We start from the raw sequence: 20,248 nt of genomic DNA on the forward strand, positions 1-20,248 counted from the left end.
AGATCCGGGTGCAGAAAATGAAAGAGGGCGGATTGTAGGCTCGCCGCCGGTCACTGGCAAGGCAGTAAGATTTAAAATGCCTATCAAACAGCCAGTTTAGTCTCTCGGTCGTTCATACGGGGTTTGTGGCACAATACTCAGGTTCAATCGATCAGAGACGTTTAAGTGAAAGACACCAGCTTTGATGGCCGTGCGGCCAAGTTCGCCAACAATATCTATGGCACCAGTAAGGGACAGGTGCGTGAAGCGGTGTTATGGCATCAGCTGAGCCAACGCCTGCTACCGCAGATCACTCCCGGGACCCCTATCCTGGATGCGGGAGGCGGCCAGGGGCAGATGGCGATGCGACTGGCCCTGGCTGGCCATTCCGTGGTGTTAACGGATCTGTCCCAGGAGATGCTGGACCTGGCTGCTGTGCGTGCTGAGCAGCTTGAGTTGACCGAACGCTTTCGTTTTTTGCAAGGACCCATTCAGCAACTGGGTGCCCAGCAACTGGGCCAATTTGAAGCAGTGCTGTGCCATGCGGTGCTGGAGTGGTGTGTCGATCCCCGTGAGGTGGTACAGGCGTTGGCGGCACAGGTTAAGCCCGGTGGATACCTGTCGCTGGCCTTCTTTAACTATCAGGGCGCCGAAATGCACAACTTGGTGGCAGGCAACTTCGATAACCTGGGAGAGGCGATGACCCGTAAGAAAACGCGTCGGGTGCGCATGGTGCCACAAAACCCCCAGCGTAATGAGGATGTGATCCATTGGCTGACCGAGTTAGGTCTTAACGTTGAGCACCAGTGTGGGGTAAGGGTGATCCACGATTACCTGCGAGATAAATCCTTGCAGCGCACCCAGCTTGACCGCTTGATAGAGTTGGAGCTGCAGTATTGCGACCGTCCCCTGTACCGGGAGATCGGTCGCTACACCCATCTGCTCGTACGCAAACCCGTTTAACGTAATAGCCAGGTACGCAGAGGTGTGCGGATCAGCCCCAGGGTGATCCCCCAGCTGATCAGCAGGACAAGGGGCACCATCAACAGATCTCGGATCGACGTGGGCAGGTGGTAATGCCGACTCAAGGAAAATAGCAGCATCATGACCCAGAAGTGCACCAGATAGATCCCCAGGGTGTGTCGGCTCAGGTTGTCGATCCAGCGACGCTTGCCCAGTTCGGGCCGGGCCAGCAACAGGGCAAACAGGCCACCGGCCCACAAGGGGGTCCCCAGCAGGTAGTCGTGACGGCTCAGGGGTTGTTCGAAGTAAAGGGCCAAGCAAACGGCTTCGGTGAAATGCAATAACATGCCTGCCAGCAAGAGCCCCAGTGCGACGGGCAGCGAGGGGCGCCAGGTATGGCGCTTGAACTCCATGCCCAGTACCAGCATCAGGGTGGCAAAGAAGGGGCCGTTTCGTGAGTCCATAGGCCAATGCCAGCCGGTTAGCGGTTGATAGCTACCGGCCATCAGGCCAAGCAGATACAGGCCCAAGGCTGCCGGTAACAGCCAGGCGCTGCGTTTAAAGTGATACGCCAGCGCACAGATCGCCACCGCACATGCAAGGCCAGTCAGGTACCACAGGTGGATCTGTCCCCCCTCAAACAGGGGGGAAGACCAATCGCGAAAGACCCAGGACCAGTAGCCCGCCCGCTCAGCCAGGTAGCCCTCGGACAGGAAGAGCGGCAGGTTGGTTGGCAGTAGCAGCAGGAGCAGGGACCACACCAGCCAAAGGCGGAGCAGGGGCCTGCAGTAACGCAATCCCTGGCGCACGGGAGCGTGTGCCAGTTTGCCTTGCAGCAAGTAACCGGCAAGGAGGAAAAACAGCGGTACGGCGAAGCGAGCGGCCTGATTGAGCAGTTCGCCAAGCATTGCTTGTCCACCGAGAAACTGGGTACCCGCGATGGCGGTGGCGTGCAGGGTGATCACGGCGATGATGGCGATTGCCCTGGCCAGATCAAAACTGGTAATTCGTTGCATAACCCTTGGAGCTGTTTGAAAAAGCGGTGAGTTTATCCTGCTTGGTCAGTTGTGGGGGATCGGTCATCGTCAAGTGTTGGTGCGATCACTGGAAGGGGCGAAAATGCGTCAAGTCGCCAAAAGGCGTCACCATCGTTTCGCCTCCAGCGGTGGGCCTCGCCGGCTCAGAACGGGCAGTTTGGCTGGGATGGACGCAAACGCCTGGTTCAGCGTAAACGTCCCGTGGCTGCACGCAACGCCATCAGGCGCTCTACCCGCTCTCGAGTGGAGGGGTGAGAGCGTAACCAGGGGTGTCCCTCGTCGTAGGGATTGGGCCAGAGCCAGCGCTGCCAGATGGATCGTTGGCTGTCGGCGATGGTGATCAGCGCCGAAGCCAGTGGCCTGGGATCACCGAGCAGGCTGGCGGCCAGTCGATCCGCATCAAATTCACGGACCCGGGACAGGGCCAGCTGCAACAGGCTGGCCAGCAGTGGAGTGAACCATAGCAGTAACAGGGCCAGCAGGGAGAATGACGCCATGCCCAAGAGCACCAGAGGCAGAGTGAGCAGGGCCAGTAGCAGGGCCAGGTTGGCCAACAGGCGACACAGGGCGGTGATCTGATCGGCCATGCGCATCAAGAAGGGATCCCGATGAGCGATGTGGGCGATCTCATGGGCCAGTACGCCGGTTAACTCTCTCTGGCTGAGGCGATGCAGCAAGCCAACGGACAGTATAATGGCGGGATCGCGCCGATGCCCCAGGGCAAACGCATTGGCAGCGGGGCTGGCATGATAAAAGAGTCGAGGCAATACCGGCAGTCCGGCCCGCCGGGCCAGATCCCGAATGATCGGGTGAAGCTCATTGGGGATCAGGAAAGGCTGTGCCCGGTGTAGTCGCAGTTGCCAGTCGGTAGGCAGGCTGGGCAGCAGGACGCTGATCAGCAACAGAGCGATGAGGATCAACAACTCGGTACCTGGGCCAAACACCAGCCTGCTGGCCAGGGCCAGCAGCAGGGCCATTGCCCCCAGCAGGATGGCGGTGTGCAGCAAATTTCTTAGCTGGAAACGCAGGACATGGTCTGGGTCCAAAGCCTATCCTCTCCGGTGTGCTTCAGATACCTATAGGCTGGGGGCAAACCTTTTCAAGTTCAAGTGGCAAAGCCCTGCACCGGATCTCAGCGAAGAGGGTAAAACGATGCCCCGGTACCCGTGAAGGTGCCGGGGCTTTCCGCTCATGTCGCTCGTCTGATGAGCGAACAGGGCCTATTCACACTGGTGAGGGAAGGGCACATTGTCGACGTATTCCGAGGCGCAGCTGGTGTCACAAGGGCTGCACAGGTTGCGCTCAGGTCGCTCCAGATCGTGACAGAAGTAGCAGCCTATCCCTGTGCTGCCTTTGGCTACATGGCTGTGCATTCGGTCCCAGCTCCTGGGCAACTTTTTCGTTCCATCGTGGCATTGGCTACAAACCTGCTCTTTGGGACCCTTGAGGGCATAGCCCAGCGCATCCAGTTTGGACTCAGTGGTCAGATCCAGGGTTTCCTCGTGACACTGACTGCACTGTGCCGCGTCGCTGGCGGGGTTGACCCCGTGATTGAGCATCTGGAAGGTGTCGGTTTCGACCCACTGATAGGGCTCATCGGCACCATATCCCATGTTGATCAGACCAGACTGGATGGCACTGGTCGCATCGCCTGAGCCTTTGATGTACTCGAAGGTGTCCAGGGCGATCAAACGCTGATCGAGCTGGGTCATGGGCTGGAGCGCAGTCTTGTATTTGAATGGAGTGAGTTTGCCACTCATGACATCGCCCAGAGGCCGTGAGGTGGGGTATCGTCCGGTCTGGGGGTCCGTAACCGCCGGATCGCCGAGCAGGTAGTTGTCGCTCAGCCGGTTCCAGAAACGCAACTGCGGGAGGAGGTTGGCGGCTTTGTCGGTATGGGGGTGGCCCGGGCCGGACAGACCGTCTGCGGGGGTGCCATCGTGGTGGAATTGCCAGTCTCTATGGGTTTCGGTGGGAACATGGGAAGGATCGCCCAGATCCTTGGCATAAGTGGGGATGTGGCAGGACTGACAGGCAACTCGGGGAACGTGGCGATCGGGCTCGCTGCGTCGTCCCACGGCGGCGTGTCCCGCTCCCGAGTCCATGCCAACGTGGCAGTTGCTGTTGGCACAGGTGATCTCGGCCCCCCGGATCAGATCATCGGTGGGACGCAGATCGGACCCTTTGCCAATCACCTTGTGATCGATGAACTTATGGCAATCCTGGCACTGCAGATCGGCGCCGGTGACATTCATATGGATATCAAAATGCGGCGTACCATTGCTCATCAGGGCTGAGGAGAGATCGCCCCGCTTCACCCCGTCACCGCCACCGGCGTAAGCGTGGCACTTGAGGCAGTTGGTCCGAGTGGGGGCGGCGATGTTTTGCACATAGCCATCCAGATCCGCTTGCGCCGTCCCAGTCGCCGGTCCCATGCTGCCATCGGGCAGGCGGACCCGGTTCATGGCGTAATCGGCGTTATGGCAGACCAGGCAATCGACATTGGCGGAGGTATCCCCCTCTCCGGGCTTAATGCCGCGCCCTGCGTGACAGGAGCCACAGACCGGCCAGTCACCCTCGATATTGATGCAGTAACTGTTAACGGCATTGGTCAGCTTGCCCTGCAGCAGCCCAGGTTGGTTGGTCATGTCCGGTGCCTGGCCAGTCCACTGGTAGTGGGTAGAGCCGAACATGGCGTCATACTGCGCACCGCCTTCGCCGCCGTCGTGGCAGTTTTGGCAGGCCACCGGGTAGTCGCTCCACAGCAGGTCGGCATGGGGCGAAGAGGCCAGGCAGCCGCCAACCGGCTCGGGGGCACATTGGCCGCAGCTGTTGAGTTGCCAGACACTGGCATCGAGATCGTTGCAGTCGGCGCTCGCCTTGACGCCATCGCCGTCCTGATCGACGGGTTTGGCGGCGTGCAGGGGGAAAGTGAAGATTAGGGCAAGCAGAGCTGCCCTGGCTAAGTTCCATTTGGTGTCCATCATGTTGCTCCTAAAGCGCTTATCAGTCGCGTAGAGCGTCAAGCTCACCGGAAGCACGCCGTTTAAGCGTGTTGGCAGGTGAGATGGCATTGGTGTCCTTTCCTGATGCCATGTCAGTGTGGCCAGTGAAGATGAGGCTCTCTCTTCTCTTGTCTTCTATGGGGAAATTCTGTTAGGGGCACCTCCGCTTTGTTTGTTACTTACTTATCAATGGATTAGGTGATATTAATTTAGCAACTGCTCATTTTTCGGTGTCGATCTGTGTCACAAAATGGCAACATTGTGTTTTCATTTTGGCGAGTAGGTTGATCCGGGGAGTCATCAGGTGCCCAGCTGAAAAAGGAGACGGGGCTTGGGGAGCATTTCCAGTTGCCTGCAGCGAACTCCCCTGCCCATACTGGGGCCCTTGACCCATTTATCTTGGTGGTTGATGCGGCTACATCAAATTGAAGGCTATATCCAGAGTCTCTACCTGGTGGAATACGATCATGGCCTGCTGTTGCTCGATGGCGGGTGCCGGGCAGATGTCGGCGTGGTGTTGCGCTTTATCACCGACCGGCTTCATCGGCCAATTCAGGATCTTCAGTTGGTGGTGGTGAGCCATATGCATCCGGATCATGCCGGCGGGGCGACGCGATTTAGGGCGTTGACGGGCTGTCAAATTGCCACCGGCGATGCCCCGGGCCAGTGGTACAGGGGTTGGGCCGGACGTTTGATGCACCTGACCGATCTCATACTGGCCCAATATGTGGCGCACAGGTTGAAAAAACGGTTTCGCCGGATCTGGTACCCGGCCCGTTTAAGGGCGGACCACTATCTCAAAGATGGGGAGCCTTTGCCCATGTTCACCGACTGGCAGGTTTTGGCGACCCAGGGTCATACCGATCGGGATATCTCCCTCTATCATCACGACGAAAAACGGGTGTATGTGGCGGATCTGATGATCCGGGTCAAAGGCCGGTTTATCCCTCCGTTTCCCGTGTTTTATCCCAACCGCTTTCGAACCTCCCTGGAGAAGATCCAGGCATTACAGCCTGAGTCGGTGATCCTGGCCCACGGGGGGGAGGTGAGCCTGACCGACCGGGATTATCAGGGGTTGCTCCGGCGGGCACCGGAACAGCCCAAGACCCACTGGCGCGCGTTTAAGTCCCGGTTGCGCAGGGCACTGGTGCCCGGATCTTTAGCATGAACCTAATGATGGGGTGGATCCCGCTGGAACGTTGGCATGGGGTGCCAGGGATCTTTAACAGGGTCTGGCACCTCTTTGCCCTAAGAGCAGTGGTTAGGGCCGACCGCCTGAATGAGCCGCCCGTGGGGCTTAGGCCGGCAGCTCTAATTAACCATCGCCAGGTTGTGAGCGACAGGCACTATCGAGCAAGCGATGGTTTACTTGAGATATTTTAGGGACAACTGGCCTATCCATTCCATGATCGGCTTGAGCTGTGGATGCTGGGCATCGGCACCCCGGAAAAATACCGACAGGCCAATGGCGAAAGGACGATTGAGCGCCTCTAGGGGGATCTCAAAGAGGCGTTTGGCGTCGACATGAGGCTGCGCCAATGCCTTGGGCAGTATGGCCCAACCATTTCGGCTCACGAGTTCACACAGCAGATCATTGTTACTGACGATCTGATGCTCATGACCCAGCAGATAGACCTCGCTCTGGCTGAGAAAGTTTTCATTGATGTATTGCAGCTCACAGCGCAACTGGTCGAAGGTCACTTTTTCTTCCTGACGCAGCGGTGACTCGATGCCAACGTATGCGCCCACCTCCAGATTGCCCAGCGAGGTAAAATTGATCTCCTTTTCCGCCCGTGCCCGCCCTCTGTTGGGCAGCAGGGCCAGATGCGCCTCGCTATTGAGCAATGCCGAAAAGCTTTCCTCCCGGCTACGGTGGAGCCAGTTCATCTGGATCTGGGGGAAGTGCTGGCGCACGGTCAGCTCAATGTCGGCCAGGAGTTCCACCGGTACGCAGGTGTCATGGTAAATGGTCAGCTCAAGCAGGTCTGCCTCGCAAAAATGCTGACAAAAAAGGGTCAGTTCCTGGCTCTGACGAGTCAAAAACAACGCGCGAGGGTAGATCCGCTGAGCCTTGGCGGTGGGCATCGCTTTGCGCCCCACCATCTCAAACAGTTCAAAGCCAAGATTGTCCTCCAGGCTAAGGATCTGCTCTCGAACGGTCATTCTGGACTTTTTCAACGCTTTCGCGGCAGCGCTGTAGGAGCCTTGGTCGTATACGGTCACGAAGGCGTTGAGTTGCTCTAAGCTGTGCACGCAGCCCTCCTGGTAAGGTGTTCCCTTACATAACTGTCTTTTTAGATTTGACTTTATCAACGAGGATGGTGGCGTATGTTGGACTTCGTTGCAAACCAAAAGGAAAACTCATGTCCTTGTTTACCCCTAAATTACGACCGACGCTTTTGGCACTGACGATGGCGACGCTGTGTGGCCCGGCGGTGGCTGGTGCGGATCTGATCCTCACCAATGCCAATGTGATCCCCATGACCGGAGAAACGCAGCGAGCCGAGGCGATCGCCGTTAAAGATGGCCTGATCACCGCCGTAGGAAGCGCCAAAGACGTGATGGCGTTAAAGGGCAAACAGACCGAGGTACAAGATCTCAAAGGCAAAACCGTGACACCGGGATTCTTCGATGCCCATGGTCACCTGATGAACTACCTGCCCTTGATCGATGCGCCGTTCCTCTACCCGGCCCCCTTGGGGGAGGTCAACGACCTAGCAACCCTGAAGCGGGTGATGGCGGAGCACCTGAAAGGAAAGCAGGACACGGACAAACTGCAGATCGCCTTTGGCTATGACAATGCCGAGCTGGTCGAGCAGCGCCACCCCACCAAACAGGATCTCGATGCGATCCGTGCGGACTTGCCTTTGTGTATCGTCCATATCTCCGGCCACCTGGCCAGCTGTAACACGGCGGGCCTGGCCAAACTGGGTTATGACGAAACCACTCCGGCCCCTCCGGGGGGCGTGATCCGTAAGGATGACCAGGGCCGCTTGACCGGGGTTTTGGAGGAATCCGCCATCTACGCGATCTTTGCCCACATTGGCATGGACAGTCAGGAGGAAGCACTCGAACGACTGAACCGGACTCAGGCGATGTTTGCGGGTTACGGGATCACCACGGCACAGGAAGGCCTGATGCTGGCGAACCTTTTTCCCCTGGTACAAAGTGCCGCCAAGCACGGGGCCCTCTACCTGGATCTGGTGGCCTACGGCAAGTGGACGGAGCTGGATGAACTGCTGGCGATGCAACAGCCTGGCGAATACGTCAATGGCCTGAAGCTGGCCGGGGTGAAGATGGTGGGCGATGGCTCGCCCCAGGGGAAAACCGCGTACCTGTCCAACCCCTACTTTGTGCCCCCCCATAGCCATGCCTACCACTACCATGGTTACCCGGTGCTGGAGCAGGCCGAGATGGATCATTTTGTCGACAAGGCTTACCGGGAAAATATCCAGATCATCAGCCATGCCAACGGTGATGCCGCCGCCGATATCCTGATCAATGCCATTGAAAAGGCCAATGCCGAACATGGGACGGACGATCGCCGCACCGTGATGATCCATGCCCAGACCGCGCGCCTGGATCAGATCAAGAAGATGGAGAAACAAGGCATGATGGCCTCCTTCTTCCCGGCCCACACCTACTTCTGGGGCGACTACCATCGCGACTCCACCCTGGGTAACTGGCGCTCCCAGAACCTCTCTCCCACCGGCTGGGCCAACGAGTTTGGCCTGCGCTACACCATCCACATGGATGCTCCTGTGCTGCTGCCGGACATGATGCGCAATCTCTGGACGGCGGTAAACCGGGTGACCCGCACCGGCGACGTCTTGGGTGAGCACCATAAGCTGACGCCGTACCAGGCCCTGTCCGCCATCACTCTGGATGCGGCCTATCAGAGCTTTGAAGAGGACAGCAAGGGCAGCATCGAAGTGGGCAAACGGGCCGATCTGGTGGTGCTGTCCGACAGCCCGCTGGCGGTCGATCCGATGGCCATCACCGACATTGAAGTGCTGGCCACCATCAAGGATGGCAAGACGATCTTTACCCGCTGATAGGATTTGCCATTTTGTGAGGGGGCCTCCGATGGAGGCCCCTTTTTGTAGGTGGAAGATCCCTTGCCCTGCCGAGTCGCTATCGATCGCGATGGCCTGATGCTTATTTGAACCGGGTGTTCATCTTACTTTTCAGGCAGTCGCCGATCCGCACCACGGCGTCGATCAATCCCTGAACCTGATCGGCCTCGGCCCAGGCACCAATAACGCATCCGTGATAAGTCGGCCTAGCATAGCAGCTGACCGAGCATTGAATGGCTTATTTGTTAACCTCTGCGTCCTTGAATAACCCTTTTGTAATATTTTGTTATTATTGTTTTTTTAACTTTTATGCAGGCTTAATCTGTGTGTTCGTCGTACGATTTTTAGCCCACTTATGCATATAAAAAACGCTCTGCCGCTCGCTCTTATCGCCACTGTCATTAGCACAGGTGCACTGGCCAATGGCACACATAATGATTGGACTGAGGAAGTCCGTTTAAAGCAAGATATGCCCGCAGCCTACTGGCTGGACGACAGCGTGACTCCCCATCAGGGCACCAATCCATTGAAGGAAACGTTAGGCAAGCCGTTAGCCGATGGCGGCTTTAAAATGGAAGGCTACAGCCTGTGGGATCCCTCCATTATCCAGGTGGACGACACCTACCATATGTTTGCTTCGCGCTGGCAATCCGACGACAAGAATCGGTCGATGCCGCTCTGGCGACAGAGCCAAATTGTGCGGGCAACGTCGAAAAACCTGTTGGGCCCGTATGAGTTTGCCGAAATCGTGATGGAGCCCCGCACCGGCCAACCTGTCCATGACAGTCGGGGCATTCATAACCCGAAAATCATCAAGCATGGCGACCAATACGTCCTTTACTACATCATGATCCCCGATAGTGACTACACGAAGTCTCCAGAGTATCTGAAGGGTGAAGGGGGCTATCAGTTGGGAATGGCTTTCTCAGAGTCAATAGATGGCCCGTGGGATCGGAGCGACAAACCTATTGCGCCCATTAATAACCCGGCTATCTGGGTTAACGAGGATGGGACCATCACCGCCGTCGGCAAAAACAAACGGCTGAAATCGCCAACCGGTCGTCAGATCTGTCGCATGATCACCTGGCAAGCCCCCGAACTGAGCGGGCCTTATACCCTGGCTGCCGGCGATGTGAACGCGCTGCCCAATGGTTACGAGCACGAGGACAGCGTGATCTGGTATGCGGGGGGGCAGTATAACCTGCTGATGAATGACTGGAAGCAAGCCTCCTATCTGCCCGGCAAGCCGATGCTGCATTACTACTCGAAGGACGGCAAACGATATCATCTGTACAGTGATATCCCGGTGATAGAGGATGCCCCGGTGACTTTTGCCGATGGCTCGGTTAAGGAGTACATCCGTATGGAACGGCCCAATGTCGTGCTCAACGATGATGGTGCGGTTATCGCGCTGCTCACGACGGCGCTTGAAGACTATGAAACCAACCCTTACATCTTGGTTTATCCGGTTGACGAGTTTGTCCCCCCTGAGTAGTTCTGTCGTAGTCAACGACATCCGGTCACTTGTTTCGACCGATTCTCGGCTTCTGCAGGCGGCAGCTCATCATCGTGTTGGTGAAGTGCCGCCGGTTGTCGACATCCATCAGGGTTGTAGCAACATCATGCTTGGCTTCCCGAGCGATCATCTACCCAGTTGATGGGGTCCATTCTGTTTTTAGGCTTCGGAGCCGCCGCTCCGGCAATTACCGCGCGACTCATGCTCTGTGTCATTGGATAACGCCAGGTGTGCTGTCTGAACTTCCGGTTGGCATATTGTCAGCCTTGGCCTGATTGGAACATCATACTGCAGGGACAATCTCGCAGCTGCGCAGCCATATTCAGTGCCTTCGTCTCGACATCGGCATCGGGCGACTGACGTTAAATCGTCCAGTTGGATACCCAGTTCCCGCATCATCCACATCAATACACGACCAGTGGCATAGCCTCGGTTTACCTTGAATCAGCACCGTAGATTACGCCAATCATCAGACGTTAGACCTGCAACAATGAGGCGTTCCATGCAGTCAGTATGGCGATGATATGGCGATGTTCAGTACCCTGCCGACTCGCACGCAAAGCGGTTTGGTACTGATCGCGATGAGGATTTACTGGGACCTAGTTTCCTCCTCTGCGAGGTTATGCCCGATCCGCACCACGGCGTCGATCAATCCCTGAACCTGATCGGCCTTGGCCCGGGCACCGATAAAGCAGGGGCGCAGGGCCAGCTCACCGGCAATGCGGGTGGTGGAGGGCATGTAGGTGTTCTCGCGCACCAGGCGCCGATGCAAGCGCTGGTTGAACTGGTTGAGATCGGCAATGTCCGGCGCGGTATAGCGAAAGCCACAGATGGAGAGCACCGGCTCGGACAGTACCTCCAGCTTGGGGTGCCGGTGGGCGAGCCGGGCAAGGGTTCGGGCCATGGTGTTGTGGCGGATCACCCGTTCACGGAATCCCTCGACCCCGATCTCCCGCAGCAGGGCCCATACCACCACGCCACGACAGGGGGCACTGAGCTCCACGCCGTAATCGAAATAGGGCTCGCCAAAGTCATCCAGGGAGTGGGCGATCCCTTCGCTGCACCGGGTTTCCACCGTCCCTTCCAGATAGTCCGCCGGCTCCTGGGTGAAGGCGCGGGCCAGCAGGGTGCGATCTTTGACAAAGGTGGCGGCCACCCCCACGGCGGCACCCAGCCACTTGTGGGGATCGACGATCACCGAATCGGCCAGCTCCAGTCCCCGATAGAGGGGAGCGACTTGGGGATCCAAAATGCCCGGCAGGCCATAGGCACCGTCGACATGAAACCAGATCCCGTTTTCGTGGGCGAACTGGCCGATCGCCTCCAGCGGATCGATGGCGCCCGTGTTGGTGGTGCCGGCGTTGGCGACGATCGCCATGGGCAAGATCCCCTGGGCCAGATCCTGTTCTACCTGGCGGTGCAGATCATCGAGTCGCATCCGTTGCCCAGAGTCGGTGGCAATTGCGCACACGGCATTGCGGCCCAGTCCCAGGACGCCGCAGGCGCGCTGGATGGTGTGGTGGCATTGATCGCTGGCATAGACGCGGACGGGCCGGTCAACGCCGTCGGCGGCGGGATCCCTTCCCAGGGCCTCGAAGGTCGCCTGACGGGCGGCCCCCAGTGCCACCAGGTTCGCCACCGAGCCGCCGCTGCTGTACACCCCCTCCATCTGAGGGACCCCGCACAGCTGTGCCAGCCACTTGAGGGAGAGCCCCTCCAGGAAGTTAAAGGCGGTGTGCATATAGCGTTGGGGGGAGGCCAGGCTGGCGGCGGTGCTGGCCAGGATCGCGGCACTGGTGGCCCCCGTGGTGATGTAGGCACTGAAACCGGGCCTGGGCACGGGCGAGCCGCCGGGGATCACCTGGGTCAGCAAGGCTTCTTGCACCTGGTCGATGCCGACGCCCTGCTCGGGCAGGGGGATATCCAGGCTTTGGCGCCATTGCTGAGCCGGATGCAGCGCATCCGGGTGATTGAACTCCAGGTATTGATCCAGTCCGGCACCGAGCTTCTCCAACAAGCGCTGTAATTGGGCGGTTTCGGCTCTCTCTGCAGACATTTTTGGCTCCCTCGGTCAGCGATTTTCTATCACGAACTCTGATGTTCTGATCCCGCCTTGGGTATCAAAGGGGGGATCGGTGTGATGCTGAGTAGACCCCGTTAGTCCAGTATCGCCTACCTGCGGATGGACTAGAGGGTGATTTGAGCGTCTGGGGTGGAGAGGGGATGGAGACGCAGGGCCAGCCGGTGCGCCGCCCACTGCTGCTGCATGATCGCCAGGCGACGATCTCTGAGTTGCTGCCACAGATCCTTTAACGGACTGGCGGGCAGGGGATCCAGTTGGGCGTGCAGCGAACACTGTCGCGCCCAGGCGTCGGGATCGGGCCGGGCTCGGCACCAGTCTGTCAGTGCCGGGGCGATCAGGCCGCTGGCGTGAAACTCGGCGGCGAGCAGCAGGCCCTTGGGATCGAGATCGGCAAAGATCAACACCTGGCAGGCGGGATGGCGTGCCAGATAGCGTTTCACCGCACGCCCCTGGCGATCATGTCCCCGGTAGAGTGCCGGAAGTGCGGCCAGGGGCCCAGGGAGCCGATACTGGCCGAGCCCAAGGAAGGTATCCCAGTTTTCCACCAGCACGATCTGTTCAAAGGCGGGCAGGGTGCGCCAGTCCACCAGCAGGGAAGCGCCGTAGGGCAGTTCGGCACCGCTGCCCTCGAGCAGGCCGTTGCCCCAACTCAGTTGCAGCAGGTGCTCGCCGGGGGCGTCGCTGGCCAGTTTTTCCCTGCCGGTCAGGGCGGCCACCTGGGTGCGACTGGCCTTGGCACTCTGGCTGGCCAGGGTGCGCAGTTCGTCGGTTTGCAGCAGCTGCTTGCACTCGGCCTCCAGTCGCTCGAGCTCGTCGGTACGGTAGAGTAGGCGTTTGCCGACGGGATCGACTCGGCCAAATTCGTAATCCCGGTGCAGTTGTTCAAGGCTCTTGGTCAGTCGGGCTGTGCCGCTGCGATCCCGCAGCAGCTTATCCAGGGCGAGCAGTTGTTGCCGTTTCATGGTTGATCCATATCCTGGATCGCGGCCAGCGCCACCTGGGCCATCTTCTGGGCCCCCTGAGCATTGGGGTGGACCCCATCCTGGTGGAAGTCATGGGGGCTGATCAGGGCGCTGTGAAAATCGATAAGCGGAAGGTTAAGCTCCGAGGCCAGGGTACGTATGATCTTTCGAGCCTGCTTGAGGTTTGGCTCATTGACCGCATGGGGGCTGCCGCTGGTATCAAAGGATCGCACCGGGATGCCGAGATAGAGTTGAGGCTGGCTTGGCAGCGTTTGATAGTCGCGGATCAACCGGCTCAGATCGGCGGCAAAGCGTTCGGCGTTCCACAGTGCCGGTTTGGAATCATTGGCCCCCAGGGTGAGGATCACCACTTCAGGCTGCCAGGCCAGGCTCTCCGGGTAGGCTTCCCGGGTGGTATAGGGGGTGCGTTTGGGCGTATCGCGTTGCGCCGTGGCGCCGTTGGCACCAAAGTTGTGGACCCAATGGGTGTCGGACAGGGCCTGATGCAACACGGCCGGGTAGCTTTCCCCCACGCGGTTTTCAATGGTCATGCCCCAGGTGGTGGAGTCACCGACGCAGGCCAGGGGGATCTTATCTTTGGCAAAGCCGCCGAAGGGAAGCAGGCTGAGGCAGGCCCAGACCAACAAAGCGGTAAAACGTGTGTGTCCCATTTGTGTCTTCCTTAACTGAGTCGTCCTGAAATGTTGAGAAAAGGGAGGCCATTGGCCTCCCAAATTCTTACTGCAGCCAGATCCGCACATCTTCGATGTATTTAACGCCGGAGAAGATGGGATCGTCCCGCAAATCCGGATCCAGCCCGAAATGTTCCCGCTGCTCGGCGGGCAGGCTGTCGAAGTTGCCAATCACCTGGTAGAGCCAGGCTTCCCGGGGCCAGGCCAGATCCCGCTGTTCGTGGTATTCCAGGGCGGAGAGCTGCTTGGCCTGGTCGATGACGGCGCAGAAGAAGGCGTCCACATCCTGCTTGAGTCCTTCGTCGGTCAGCTCAAACGCGGCGGCCTGGCCCAGGGCAAAGGCATCGGCCTGGGCCTGTTTCTGCTCGGCGGCGGTGCGTTCGCGACGGCGGATCAGGCCCACCAACTCGATCAGAGCACGCTCCTCGTTGCCGTCGGCGACATCGACGGCGGCGGGCGCTAGGCATCGCTGCCCCTGATTGAGCAGGGGCGGCACATTGACCCGAGCTACGTGATCGTCCACCTGGTAGTGCGGGTGCTGCTCGCAGTGGAGCAGGAAGCCCTTGAGCAGGCGGGTACGCCCCTGGATCTCGCGAAAGCGGCCCAGCAGTGCCAGCAAGCGGCTCTGGACCACGGCGAGCTCGCCGGTACACTCCACCATGGTGTGCTGCAGGCTGACCACCAATAGGCGGCGCAGCTCGCGGGCGTCACCGGCGAGCTCGGTCAGCTCATCGAAACGGAACAACTCCAGGCTGCCCAGCAGCTCGGTGACCTGATCTTGAGCCAGCTGGTTTTCCCGGATCTTGGCGTCCATGGTGCCGACATAACCAAACTCGTTGTTGATCCTTGACCAGAGTGAGCGGGTGCTGTGGCGCAGACTCTCCTTAAGGTGAAACACCAGCTCAGCCAGCTCCGCCAGGTAGGCATCGGCGGCCGGGTAGTCGTGCAGATGCTGGGCTTCCTTATAGTGGCGGGCCAGGGTTTTGATGGTGGCCAGGGCGGAGCCGACGTTGGTGTCGACTTGGCGGCCCTTCTCATCCTTGAGCGCTTCCTCGAGCATGGTGCGGATACTGGGTGCCAGGCGCAGTGGCTCGTCCGCTTCACCGCGACGCAGCACACCGGCGGCGGTGAGCTTGGCCACCGCCTTGGCGTTGTCGGCGGTTTCATCGACGGTACCGGACAGGTAGGTGTCCATCAGCAGATCGGCGTTTCGGGCCAGCTGGTTGAGGAAGGCTTTGCCGATCTTGTGCAGGTTGCTGCTCACAGCAGGTCCTCCTGCTGCATCGCCTCCGCCTTCTGCTCCAGGGCAAGGCTTTCGGTTTCGTCGATAAAGCGCAGCACCTCGTACAGGTATTCGATCTTGCCGGTGGCCTGGTAGATCTGCTTCTCGACGTTGGGGCGGATCAGGTAGCCCAGTTCACACAGGCGCTTAAACACCTGCTTGAGCTGGCCGTCGACGCTGGTGGAGGTGGAGTTGAACAGGCGGTAACGGGCGATCTTGGCCAGCTGCTCCGACAGGGCGGGCACGTCTTCGATGGTGCTTTGCAGCTCGTTGAGGCGCACGCGCACCCCTTCGCTGAGCGGTTCGTCGCCGGCGCCGGCTTCCTGCACCAGCACCATCCAGTTCACCAGTGGCTGCAGTGAGCCTACCAGCTCATTGAATTGGCTGCCGATCACCTTGCGTTCGTCTTCACCCAGATCGATGTAGCTGCAGAAGAACACGGTGTCGCCAGCGGCGCTGGTAACGGTGCGATTGAGGATCGCCAGATGCTCTTTGATCTGCTGGCGCTTGTCGTCGTTCTTCAGCAGCTCCCAGGCCGCCTCGTCACTGATCCGACAGATAAAGTCGCCCTTGAGCAGGGCCTCGACCACGCGTCCGGTTTCGGTTTTCATGCGCTTTGCTCCTGCTCGGTGGTGGCGTGTTGACGGGCTTTGAGTCGGGCGGCGATGGGGCTGACTTTGGGTTGCACCACCTGCAGCTGCCGGGTCTGTTTATTGATGATGTAGCGGTTCTCGAACAGGCTCAGTACCTCGGATTCCGGGTTAGGGAAGGCACCGAGCACGGCGATGTAGTTCTTTTCACAGGCGTCGAAGATCTTCTTCACGTTGACATGGTGCAGGGTGCCCAGCTCATCAATGGGCCAGTGAACGATGGCGGTGGAGTTGCCGCGCAAGAGCCGGGTAAAGGCCAGCAGGAACTTACAGAGAATGAGGTAAGCCATGCCGTGACTGGAGGATTCGTTGAGCTGGCGATCGGTGCGGATCACCAGATCTGAGTTGCCTTCGCGCAGGCGCAGCTCAATCTCCAGCAGCTTGGCGACGGAGCCGGTGAGGGCGGTACGGCCAATCACCTCCAGGGCGCGGCGCAGCAACTGGGCGTACTCTTCACCGGGCAGGCCGGCAAAGTCCTGATCCCGCCAGGCCTGGTGGGCCTGAATGAACTCACTGAGTTCGTCCCAGAAGTCGAGATCGGAGATCCGTGAGCGGATCTGTACCGCCGAGCCGGAGACGCCGTCGAGGAACAGCTCTTCACCCACTTCCCGGGTGATCCGTTTGGACTGAGTGCCGATCCGCTTATCGATATCCGCCAGGACCGAGTAGTAGCTTTCCAGATCGATGCCGAAGGTCTGGCCGGTGCTGCGCAGCACCTCCAGGCGTTGCGGCACGATGTGGTTCATCATATGGCGCAGGTGGCCCATCATCTTGATGTGGTCCAGCTTGGCGACGCCGCTGTCGGAGGGCTCGATGCAGTCGCTGCGCCACTGCTCCCAGTTGGCCGCCAACTCGGGGCCGGCCTTCTGGCCGATCTGGCCGTCGAAGTGATCGATCTGTTCGCGGATCACCCGACGATGGCCGTCGCGCTGCTCCAGCTTTTCGCGGGCATCGCGCAGGCGCTCGTCGAGTTCGCCGCTGGGCAGGTAGTCGCTGGGCAGGGGCTCGCCGCCCTTGGGGCCCTTGAGATTGAGCTTGGTCAGTTCGCTGAGCAGTTCGTTGAGGCTGGCCATCTGCTCGTTGCCCTGGGTGAGATCGCGCTCGGCCTCGGCCTGGGCGGTCTTGAGCTCTTTGCGGATGGACTTGAAGTTGCGCTCCAGGGCCGAGAGGAGTTGATCCAGCTCCAGCACCTCCTGGCGTGCCTTGGCCAGCTGCGCCAGTTTCTGCGGTTTCTCCACGGAGAAGGGGCCCTTGAACCAGATCTCGTAGTTCTTCACCTCATCGCGCATGGCATCCACTCGGGCGATCGCCTGCTCGCGCTGGCCTATCTGCTGCTTGAGTGCGCTGATCTGACTGTCGTCAACGCCCCGGGACTTCAGCTCACTCTGGTACCAGCGCTCGCACTCGGCCAACTCTTCGGCTTTTTGCTCGCGGCGGCGGGTAAGGTCGGCGCTGATCTGTTGCAGGTTGTGCTCGACGCCACCGAGACGATCCTGCCAGAAGGTCTCCTTGTCCATGCGGGCTTCGAGCTGCTGCTCTTTGAGCTGCTCGATATAGCCTTCGAACTCGCTGCGCAGCCGGGCCAGATCGGCCTGGACCGCCTTGAGCTGCTTTTGACTGGCCAGTTTGCGCTCGGCCACGGCTGCGCGGAACTGTTCGGTCTGCTGCTTCTTTTCGTCCATGAGACGGGTGTGCTGGGACTTGCTGTTCTGATATTGGGTCTGGGCGCGGATCACCGCCTCGGACAGGGCTTGCAGCTCGGCCTGTTGTGCGCCGATCTGGGTTTCCTGCTCGGCCTGGGCGGTGCGGGCCTGCTCCAGGGCGATGCGGGCCTGCTCGGCCTGCTGCTCCAGTGCATGCTCGTCCTGGGCATAATCTGGCGCGTCGATGTTGGCCAGCTCCAGTGCCACGCCGTACAGGCCGTGGGCATCCCCTTGACTGGCATTGTCGAGCAGCGCCGGTTTGAGATCACCTCGGGCCAGCAACTCAGGACGGATCACCTTACCTAAGGTGTGGATCCAGTCCGGCTGCTCCTGACGCAGGAACTTCAGCAGGGAATGATCCTTGGGGAAGCGCAGGGCGTCGATGGCGTCGAACTGGGACTGACATTGACTGACGTTGCGACGCAGGCCGTTAAGCTGTTCCTGCAGCTGTGCCCGCTCGGTGCGCTTGGCCTGCTCCTGATCACGGGCCTGATCCAGCTCTTTCTCGGCCTGTTGTTGCTGTTGGTAGGCCTGATCGGTGCGGGACTCGAGAACATCTAGGGCTCGGCGCTCGTCGGTATTGAAACCGGCACCGTCGATCTGCAGCTGCAGCTTCTGCTGATCCAGCTCCAGGGTCTTGAGCTCTCCTTGGTGGCGCTGCTCGGCGGCGGTGCGCTGGTTGCGGAAGCCGTCCTCCAGCTCCCTCATCTGGTTTTGCTGCTGCTGTTTCAGATCGGCCTGCTGGCTGCGGGCCTGATCCTGACGCTCGCGCAGGGCTTCCAGGGCGGCGTTGTTGCTGATCTCGATCTGGCCTCGGCGCTCGTTATAGGTCGCCTCGATGTCGCTGTGCTTCTCGGTCAGCAGCTTGGCACGTTCGCGCAGGGACTGGAGATCGGCCCGCCACTGGGGCAGGGCATCCAGATCTCGCTTGATCTGCTCGATGTCGAGATCCAGCCAGTGCTGATGTTCATCTTCGATGGTTTCCAACCGCGCTTCCAGGGTGTCGGCATCGGCCTTGGCATCGGAGCGGGCGGCTTTCTTCTCGGCGGTATCGGCTTCGTAGTTGTTGGCCAGCTCAGTCAGTTGAAACTCCGCTTCACGCTTCTCCCGGCTGCGTTGCTCAAGGCGGGTCTGCAGGCCGATCTTGTCGTTGGCAAAGCCATCGGCCAGACCCTTGAGCTGCAGCTCACACACTTCGAGTTGATCGAAGCGCTGCTCCAGCTTGGTAAATTGGGGGCGGATGGTCTCAAAGTGAGCCACCAGCTGGCTCTCTTTGATCCACTCCTCGACCCGGGCCGGGTTGAGACGGGTCTGAGGGGTTTCCACACCATCCTCTTCCAGGATGGCGGCCACCATCTGACGGATGGTCTCCATCTTGCCCTCTTTGGAATGCACGGCGCGCACCAGCTTTTCCATGTGGCGCAGGGTGGCATTGGACTCACACAGGGAGAACTGCTCGGCCAGGCGGCGCAGCTCGCCGCCGTTGCTGGCGGTGGCGATCAGGCTGCGATCGTTTTGGATCACCGCGCGGTAGTCTTTGACGCTGCTGATGGCGTTGGAGAAGGCGACGCCCTGCTCACGGAACACACGACGCAGCTCGGTGGCGTTCCAGCACACCACCTTGTTGTCATCGGTGCGCGCCTTGATGTAGTCGTCCATATCGAACGCCTTGGCGACGAAGCGGTACTGTACGCCTTTGCCATCACCGGCGGAGCTCATCACCGCTTGCGCCAGGCTTTGATCCGGGCGGATGTATTCGTAGATGATAAAGCTGGATTCGGTGGGCAGGTACCAACGCTCGAAACTGTCACGGGTGGCGGGCACGACCCGGCTGGGGTATTCGCCGTAGAAGACGGGAACCAGGCGCTGCAGGGTGGTTTTCCCCGAGGCATTGGTGCCGCAGATGTTGGTATGGCCGTTAGTTTTCAGCTCTACCTCACCGGGCAGGTGGGTGTTGATCAGAATGATCCGATTCAGAGTCGACATAATTGATTTGCCTGGTTATTAAATGCAGGGGCTCGATACCGGCGATAGCTTCCGGGAGCCTTTTAACGCTGTGCGACCGAGTCGTTTATGTACTTTACGTCACGCGGCCTGCAAAGTTCGCAAAAGTCCATATTACCACCTTGACGTGGCTTCGCAGTAAATCCTTGAACGATTGGTTTATCTTTGCCCAAACGGTAGGCGGCTAAATTATTTACTAAAACAAAATCAGTTAGATAAGACATTGCAAGTGAAAGCTGGCAGCTTGCGGCGCAGATCCAATAAATCCATCTGCAATTTGACTTGGAACGCATAAC

General features: G+C 59.4%; 14 protein-coding genes. 4 read left to right on the forward strand and 10 right to left on the reverse strand.

From position 1 onward, the window contains the following. The first annotated feature begins 165 nt into the window (after positions 1-165). A complete protein-coding gene (locus AC2D8U_RS03810) occupies positions 166-942 on the forward strand; it encodes a methyltransferase domain-containing protein (protein ID WP_484617720.1) in 777 nt (258 codons plus the stop codon). Here the strand turns inward: AC2D8U_RS03810 and AC2D8U_RS03815 are convergent. The 3 genes from AC2D8U_RS03815 to AC2D8U_RS03825 all read right to left on the reverse strand — a co-directional run bounded on the left by AC2D8U_RS03815 (position 939) and on the right by AC2D8U_RS03825 (position 4,963). Next, complete coding sequence (locus AC2D8U_RS03815; RefSeq protein WP_484617721.1) at positions 939-1,958, reverse strand: acyltransferase family protein; 1,020 nt, start codon at positions 1,956-1,958, stop codon at positions 939-941. The two genes, AC2D8U_RS03810 and AC2D8U_RS03815, sit on opposite strands and share 4 nt — an antisense overlap. A gap of 206 nt (positions 1,959-2,164) precedes the next feature. Next, positions 2,165-3,025 (reverse strand): M48 family metalloprotease, encoded by an 861-nt coding sequence (locus AC2D8U_RS03820; RefSeq protein WP_484617722.1) that lies wholly within the window; start codon positions 3,023-3,025, stop codon positions 2,165-2,167. Positions 3,026-3,199: 174 nt separating this feature from the next. Then, a complete protein-coding gene (locus AC2D8U_RS03825) occupies positions 3,200-4,963 on the reverse strand; it encodes a hypothetical protein (RefSeq protein WP_484617723.1) in 1,764 nt (587 codons plus the stop codon). 430 nt (positions 4,964-5,393) lie between these two features. Here AC2D8U_RS03825 and AC2D8U_RS03830 point away from each other — a divergent pair, with 430 nt between their 5' ends. Next, entirely contained in the window at positions 5,394-6,152 is a 759-nt protein-coding gene (locus AC2D8U_RS03830) for an MBL fold metallo-hydrolase (protein WP_484617724.1), read from the forward strand. Positions 6,153-6,349: 197 nt separating this feature from the next. Here the strand turns inward: AC2D8U_RS03830 and AC2D8U_RS03835 are convergent, their stop codons facing one another. Next, positions 6,350-7,237 (reverse strand): LysR family transcriptional regulator, encoded by an 888-nt coding sequence (locus tag AC2D8U_RS03835; RefSeq protein ID WP_484617725.1) that lies wholly within the window; start codon positions 7,235-7,237, stop codon positions 6,350-6,352. A 110-nt stretch (positions 7,238-7,347) separates the two neighbouring features. Between AC2D8U_RS03835 and AC2D8U_RS03840 the strand changes: the two genes are divergently transcribed. Both AC2D8U_RS03840 and AC2D8U_RS03845 read left to right on the forward strand, forming a co-directional pair. Next, the gene (locus AC2D8U_RS03840) at positions 7,348-9,039 is read left to right on the forward strand and encodes an amidohydrolase (RefSeq protein ID WP_484617726.1); all 1,692 of its coding nucleotides are present in this window, start codon (positions 7,348-7,350) and stop codon (positions 9,037-9,039) included. A gap of 376 nt (positions 9,040-9,415) precedes the next feature. Then, positions 9,416-10,555 (forward strand): glycoside hydrolase family protein, encoded by a 1,140-nt coding sequence (locus AC2D8U_RS03845; RefSeq protein ID WP_484617727.1) that lies wholly within the window; start codon positions 9,416-9,418, stop codon positions 10,553-10,555. A gap of 610 nt (positions 10,556-11,165) precedes the next feature. Here AC2D8U_RS03845 and AC2D8U_RS03850 read toward each other — a convergent pair. The 6 genes from AC2D8U_RS03850 to AC2D8U_RS03875 all read right to left on the reverse strand — a co-directional run bounded on the left by AC2D8U_RS03850 (position 11,166) and on the right by AC2D8U_RS03875 (position 19,934). Then, a complete protein-coding gene (locus tag AC2D8U_RS03850; protein WP_484617728.1) occupies positions 11,166-12,632 on the reverse strand; it encodes a pyridoxal phosphate-dependent decarboxylase family protein in 1,467 nt (488 codons plus the stop codon). Positions 12,633-12,763: 131 nt separating this feature from the next. Further along, complete coding sequence (locus tag AC2D8U_RS03855; protein ID WP_484617729.1) at positions 12,764-13,621, reverse strand: DUF7281 domain-containing protein; 858 nt, start codon at positions 13,619-13,621, stop codon at positions 12,764-12,766. Further along, the gene (locus AC2D8U_RS03860; protein WP_484617730.1) at positions 13,618-14,292 is read right to left on the reverse strand and encodes a GDSL-type esterase/lipase family protein; all 675 of its coding nucleotides are present in this window, start codon (positions 14,290-14,292) and stop codon (positions 13,618-13,620) included. Before AC2D8U_RS03860 ends, AC2D8U_RS03855 begins: the two co-directional genes overlap by 4 nt. A gap of 67 nt (positions 14,293-14,359) precedes the next feature. After that, positions 14,360-15,577: a phosphoenolpyruvate carboxylase gene (locus AC2D8U_RS03865; RefSeq protein ID WP_484617731.1), complete on the reverse strand. Its 1,218-nt coding sequence runs from the start codon at positions 15,575-15,577 to the stop codon at positions 14,360-14,362. After that, positions 15,574-16,206 carry a condensin complex protein MksE gene (locus AC2D8U_RS03870; RefSeq protein ID WP_484617732.1) on the reverse strand — a complete coding sequence of 211 codons (633 nt, stop codon included), beginning with the start codon at positions 16,204-16,206 and terminating at the stop codon, positions 15,574-15,576. The genes AC2D8U_RS03865 and AC2D8U_RS03870 overlap by 4 nt, the downstream gene beginning before the upstream one ends. Further along, positions 16,203-19,934 (reverse strand): ATP-binding protein, encoded by a 3,732-nt coding sequence (locus tag AC2D8U_RS03875; RefSeq protein ID WP_484617733.1) that lies wholly within the window; start codon positions 19,932-19,934, stop codon positions 16,203-16,205. The genes AC2D8U_RS03870 and AC2D8U_RS03875 overlap by 4 nt, the downstream gene beginning before the upstream one ends. Positions 19,935-20,248 lie beyond the last annotated feature (314 nt).

Source organism: Ferrimonas sp. YIN67, assembly GCF_057219095.1.